Source organism: Steroidobacter sp. (assembly GCF_016790065.1).
Classification (GTDB): Bacteria; Pseudomonadota; Gammaproteobacteria; order Steroidobacterales; family Steroidobacteraceae; genus Steroidobacter.
Genome location: NZ_JAEUPY010000616.1, coordinates 1 through 5,253 on the forward strand (window position 1 = coordinate 1; position 5,253 = coordinate 5,253).

At 61.7% G+C, this 5,253-nt stretch carries 4 protein-coding genes; all 4 read left to right on the forward strand.

Features of this window, described 5'->3' with window-relative positions; genetic code table 11:
• On the forward strand, positions 1-1,641 hold a 1,641-nt coding region (gene purL / locus JNL55_RS25315), incomplete at its 5' end, for a phosphoribosylformylglycinamidine synthase (protein ID WP_293860887.1).
• 83 nt (positions 1,642-1,724) lie between these two features.
• Positions 1,725-2,300 (forward strand): RNA polymerase sigma factor, encoded by a 576-nt coding sequence (locus JNL55_RS25320; RefSeq protein WP_293860890.1) that lies wholly within the window; start codon positions 1,725-1,727, stop codon positions 2,298-2,300.
• A complete protein-coding gene (locus JNL55_RS25325; RefSeq protein WP_293860893.1) occupies positions 2,287-3,234 on the forward strand; it encodes a FecR family protein in 948 nt (315 codons plus the stop codon). Before JNL55_RS25320 ends, JNL55_RS25325 begins: the two co-directional genes overlap by 14 nt.
• Before the next feature lie 102 nt (positions 3,235-3,336).
• Positions 3,337-5,253, forward strand: a 1,917-nt coding sequence (locus tag JNL55_RS25330; protein ID WP_293860896.1) for a TonB-dependent siderophore receptor, incomplete at its 3' end; no start/stop codon positions are given.

A 5,253-nucleotide genomic window follows, 5' to 3' on the forward strand; every position in this document is an offset into this window, starting at 1 on the left:
GCAGATCTGTACGCCACGGTGAAAGCCGTCGGTGAGGAGTTCTGCCCGGCGCTCGGCATCACCATTCCGGTCGGCAAAGACTCGTTGTCGATGAAGACCAGCTGGCAAGGCGAGCAGGGCTCGCGCCGTATGGTGGCGCCGCTGTCGCTGATCGTTTCGGCGTTCGCGCCGGTGCGCGATGCTGCTCGCACGCTCACGCCGCAGCTGCGGCCGGAGATCGATAGCTCGTTGGTGCTGATCGACCTGGGCGCGGGCCGCGACCGTCTCGGCGGTTCATGCTTGGCGCAGGTGTTCGGCAAGCTCGGGTCGGAGGCGCCGGATTGTGAAGATCCGAAGGCGCTGGCGAATTTCTTCGCGGCCATTGTCGAGCTGCGCGCGGCTGGCGCCATCGTCGCTTATCACGATCGTTCTGACGGCGGTTTGTTTGCAACGCTCGCTGAGATGGCGTTCGCCGGTCACTGCGGCGTCGATATCGATCTCGGTGCCGAAGTGCGCGATGCCAACGCGGCGTTGTTCAGCGAAGAGCTGGGTGCGGTGTTGCAGGTTCGCGCTGCCGATGTGAAGTCGGCGCTGAGCGTGCTGGATCGCCATGGGCTCGCGACTGTGAGCCGGGTTATCGGCAAGGTCACGAAGGACGATCGCGTTCGGATTCGCTCGGGCGGTGAGGCGTTGCTCGAAGAGACGCGCACCAATTTGCATCGTGCGTGGTCGGAGACCAGCTTCCGTCTGACCCAGCTGCGCGACAACCCGCAGGGCGCGCATCAGCAGTTCGACACGGTCACCGATCCGAACAATCCTGGGCTGAACGTCAAACTCAGCTTCGATTTGAATCAAGACATCGCCGCGCCGTTCATTTCCAAGGGCGCGCGGCCGAAAGTCGCCATCCTTCGCGAGCAGGGTGTGAATAGTCATGTCGAGATGGCGGCCGCGTTCCATCGCGCCGGCTTCTCACCGTTCGACGTTCATATGACCGATCTGGTCGCGGGTCGGTTCGATCTCGCTGACTTCCGCGGCTTGGTGGTGTGCGGTGGCTTCTCGTACGGCGACGTGCTCGGCGCCGGCGAAGGTTGGGCCAAGTCGATTCTGTTCCACTCCAGACTGCGTGACTCGTTCACCCAGTATTTCCATCGCTCGGAAACGTTCTCGCTCGGTGTTTGCAACGGCTGTCAGATGATGGCGGCGCTGCGTGAGCTGATTCCGGGCACGGAGAACTGGCCGAAGTTCGTGCGCAATCGCTCGGAGCAGTTCGAAGGTCGCTTCAGCCTGGTCGAAGTGGTCAAGTCGCCGTCGCTGTTCTTCGCTGGCATGGAAGGCTCGCGCATGCCTATCGCCGTTGCGCACGGCGAGGGCTATGCCGACTTCACCGGTCGCGGCAACATCGATGCGCTGCTCGGCGCGAATCTGATGTCGCTGCGGTTCGTCGACAACCAGGGCGCTGTGACGGAACGCTATCCCGCGAACCCGAACGGCTCGCCTCGTGGCTTGACCGGCATCACCACGCCGGACGGTCGGGTGACCTTGACGATGCCGCATCCAGAACGAGTCTACCGTGCGCTCCAGAACTCCTGGCGCCCGGACGGTTGGAGCGAGGACAGCCCCTGGATGCGAATCTTCCGCAACGCCCGGGTTTGGGTGGGGTAAAAACTTTTCGCGCGCACGAATAGGTCGTCGCGCGCGCTCGTCCATCTTTATAGTCATCCTGTCACTCCGCCGGGAGTTTCGCCTTGGATGACCAGAGTCGTACCCGCTGGATCGCCAACCACATTCTGCCCTGTGAGGGGGAGATTCGTCGTTGGCTGCGCCTGCGCGTGCCGACGCTGCCGGTCGATGACATCGACGACCTGCTGCAAGAAGCCTATTCCCGGCTGTGGGCCAGCGACCCGGCGCAGATCGCCAATCCCCGGGGCTATTTCTATGTAGTCGTTCGCAACCTGCTGCTCGAACAGACACGCCGGGCGCGCATCGTGCCGATGGAGCGGCTGGCTGAGATCGAGACTCTGCGTCTCGCTGACGATGAGCCCGGCCCAGAGCGCAGTGAGACCGCGAGGCAAGAGCTGGAGAATCTGTGCCGCATCGTCGCGCAGCTGCCGGCTCGCTGTCGCAGCGTATTCAACTTGCGCTCCTTCGAAGGCTTCAGCCGGCGGGAGATCGCGCAACGGCTGAATATTTCCGAACGCACTGTCGAGCACCATCTAGCCAAGGCGCTCGAGCGCATTACCGAAGCGATTGCCGAGCAAGCGGAGCGGCCGCAGTCGCGGGGTGTCGAGGCAAGGAAGGGCGAGCACGATGCCAGCCAGTAAACGAATTCAGCAGGAGGCCACCCGCTGGGTGGTGAAGTGCGATCTCGGGCCGTTGTCGCCTGAAGAGCGCGTGCAACTGGATACTTGGTTGGAGGCAGATCCACGTCATCGCGGCGCTTATGTAAGAGCTGACGCTGCGCGACTCAACGTCGAGCGAGTCGCGGCGCTCGCGAGTGGCGTTACTCCGCAGTCGACGCCGCGATCCAGAAGCTATCGAATCGCGATGGCTGCGTCGTTCGTGTTGGCGCTGGTGTTGGTGTCGCTGGCGTGGCTCGGCTACGAGAATGGCGATCGATATCGCAGCGGCGTCGGCGAGTTACGCAAAGTGGCGCTCGAAGATGGCTCCAGCATGTTTCTGGGTACTGGCAGCAACGCGGTGGTGCGCTTCGATGAGGCCACGCGAAAGATCGATCTCACCGATGGCGAGGCGCTGTTCGAGGTGGCCAAAAATCCAGCTCGGCCATTCGTCGTGCGGGCTGGCGATACCACGGTGCGCGCGGTCGGCACGGTGTTCTCGGTTCAGCACAATGCGACGCGCGTGGAAGTGATCGTCGCAGAAGGTGTGGTCGAGATCGATCGAGGCGATGGCGCAGGCGTCACGCGGCTGGTTGCCAATCAACAGGCCGTCGTCACACAGGATCGGCCCGTGGCTGTGCAGCTGAGCAGTGCCGATGAAACGCAACGCCAACTGGCTTGGCACACCGGTCGTCTCGAGTTCGATGGGCAAACGCTCAGTGCCGCGGTGGCGCAGATCAATCGCTACAACCGTCGTCAGATCGTCGTCGCCGATGCGCGCTTGGCACAGCACCCGGTGATCGGCGTGTTTCGTAGCACCGACATCGAAGCGTTTGCAAACATCGCAGCGGCGGCGCTTGGCGCCGAAGTGATCGTCGAGGGCGATGTCATTCGGCTCGAACCCAGAGACGCGCCGTGAATCATTCAGATCACGGCATAGATCATCGAGACATAGGTCGTCGGCCGGGGTTGTTCATCTTTTCTCATAACGTGCGCGTCAGTCGCACTCCTGGGGAACAGCATGAACGCTCGAACTTCGATTTCGCGACCGGGTAAGCCAGTGCTCGCACTCGCTCTCAGCGCTTGGCTCGCCACACTGAATCCATTGCCGGCATTCGCTGAGGAAGCGCACGGTTTCGACATCGCTGCGATGGATGCATCTGCGGCGCTTCGTGCGTTCGGCAAGCAAGCCGGTGTCGAGGTCATGGCGTCGGGCGAATTGTTGGGCGGCAAGACGTTGAATCGCGTGTCGGGCGAGCAAAGCGTCGACGCAGCGTTGCAGTCGTTGCTCGCTGGCAGCGGGCTTACGCATCGTTACGTCGGCGATCGCGGCGTGGTGTTGCTGCCAGTCAAGGCGGCGGAGACGATTCGTATCGCTCAGGCCAACACAGCCGTCGGGATGGCGCAGAAAGATGAAGTACGTGAGGAAGTGATCGTGATCGGGCGTGCCAGGCTGTACGACAAGACCGGCATGGATCTGAAGGAAATACCGCAGTCGGTGAGTATCGTCACTCGGCAGCGTCTGGACGATCAGAATCTCACCTCGCTTTCCGAGGCCATGAAGTACACGACCGGCGTCACCGTCCAGCGCTTCGACGCGGGCGGTCATATGAACACGTTCAATGCGCGTGGTTTCGGTAGCGAGATCTTTCAGTTCGACGGACTGGCGGTTCGCTCGACCGGCAACCTCGCTGTTCCTGACCTCGCCATGTTCGAGCGGGTCGAGGTCATGCGCGGCGCCGCAGGAATGTTCCAGGGAGCGGGCGAGCCTGGGGTCGCCATCAACATGATACGCAAGCGAGCCCAGTCGAACTTCCAGATCAATGGTCTGTTGAGCGCAGGTTCCTGGGATAACTACCGCGGCGAGTTGGATGTGACCGGCGCATTTACCGACTCCGGCAATATCCGTGGCCGTCTCGTGACAGCCGTGCAGACCTACGACACCTACATGGACGACATCGGGGGCGATAAACAACTCGCCTACGGCACCGTGGAATTCGATCTGGCAGAGCAGACGACGCTGTCCGTCGGCGGCATCTATCACGACTATCAAACCGCTCAGTTCCGAGGGTTGCCGTCCTATGTCGACGGACGCTTGCCGGACCTCGAACGCTCCACGACCCTTGCGCCTGATTGGGCGCGGCAGAACATGGGTCTGAAGGATGGATTCGTTCAGCTCGAACACCGGTTGAGTAACGACGGCTTCCTGAACACCGTGGTGAGAAAAACCAATCGCACATTGTCGAGCACCTACCTCGACTACCTCACGCCCGTTGCATACACCGGTGCGGTGACGATCGGCGGAGGGTATTTCAACTATAAGGACGAGGATACGAGTGCCGATACGTTCTTCAGCACGCCATTCCAGCTGGGCGGGCGAACTCACAACTTCCTGATCGGTGCGGACTATCGCCTCGCCGAGTCCACTCAATGGTTCCGCAATACGTCCGCCTCTGCCCCCACTGCGGTAGTCATCAATCTGTTCTCCCCGCCGGATCTGGATTTGCTGCCCGATCCAAATCAAGTGGCGCCCGCCGGCAGGAATCTGTGGGAGATCGAGTCGTATGGAAGCTACAGTCAACTGCGCGCCAAACCGAGTGACTCTTTGACATTGATCGCCGGCGGCAGACTGAGTTGGTGGGAAACGCAAGTCACCAGCAAAGTCACCGGCGCCACACTGCTGGACTATGACGCCAAGAATGAATTCACGCCGTTCGGCGGAATCGTCTTCGAGCTGAATCCATCGGTTTCGGTGTACGCGAGTTATGCGGAGGTCTTTCAACCGCAGAGCGGATACACAGTGGCGGGGACGCCGCTCGAGCCGCGTGTCGGCGCGCAACTCGAGACGGGAATCAAAGGCAGCCTGATGGGTGGGCGAGTCAATGCCTCGGCCGCAGTGTTCCGCATCAACGATGACAACCGCGCGCTGTCCGACCCG

Bases quoted from the DNA above. Each gene is read 5' to 3' on its own strand.
- JNL55_RS25325 (WP_293860893.1), top strand. From the start codon at position 2,287: ATGCCAGCCAGTAAACGAATTCAGCAGGAGGCCACCCGCTGGGTGGTG.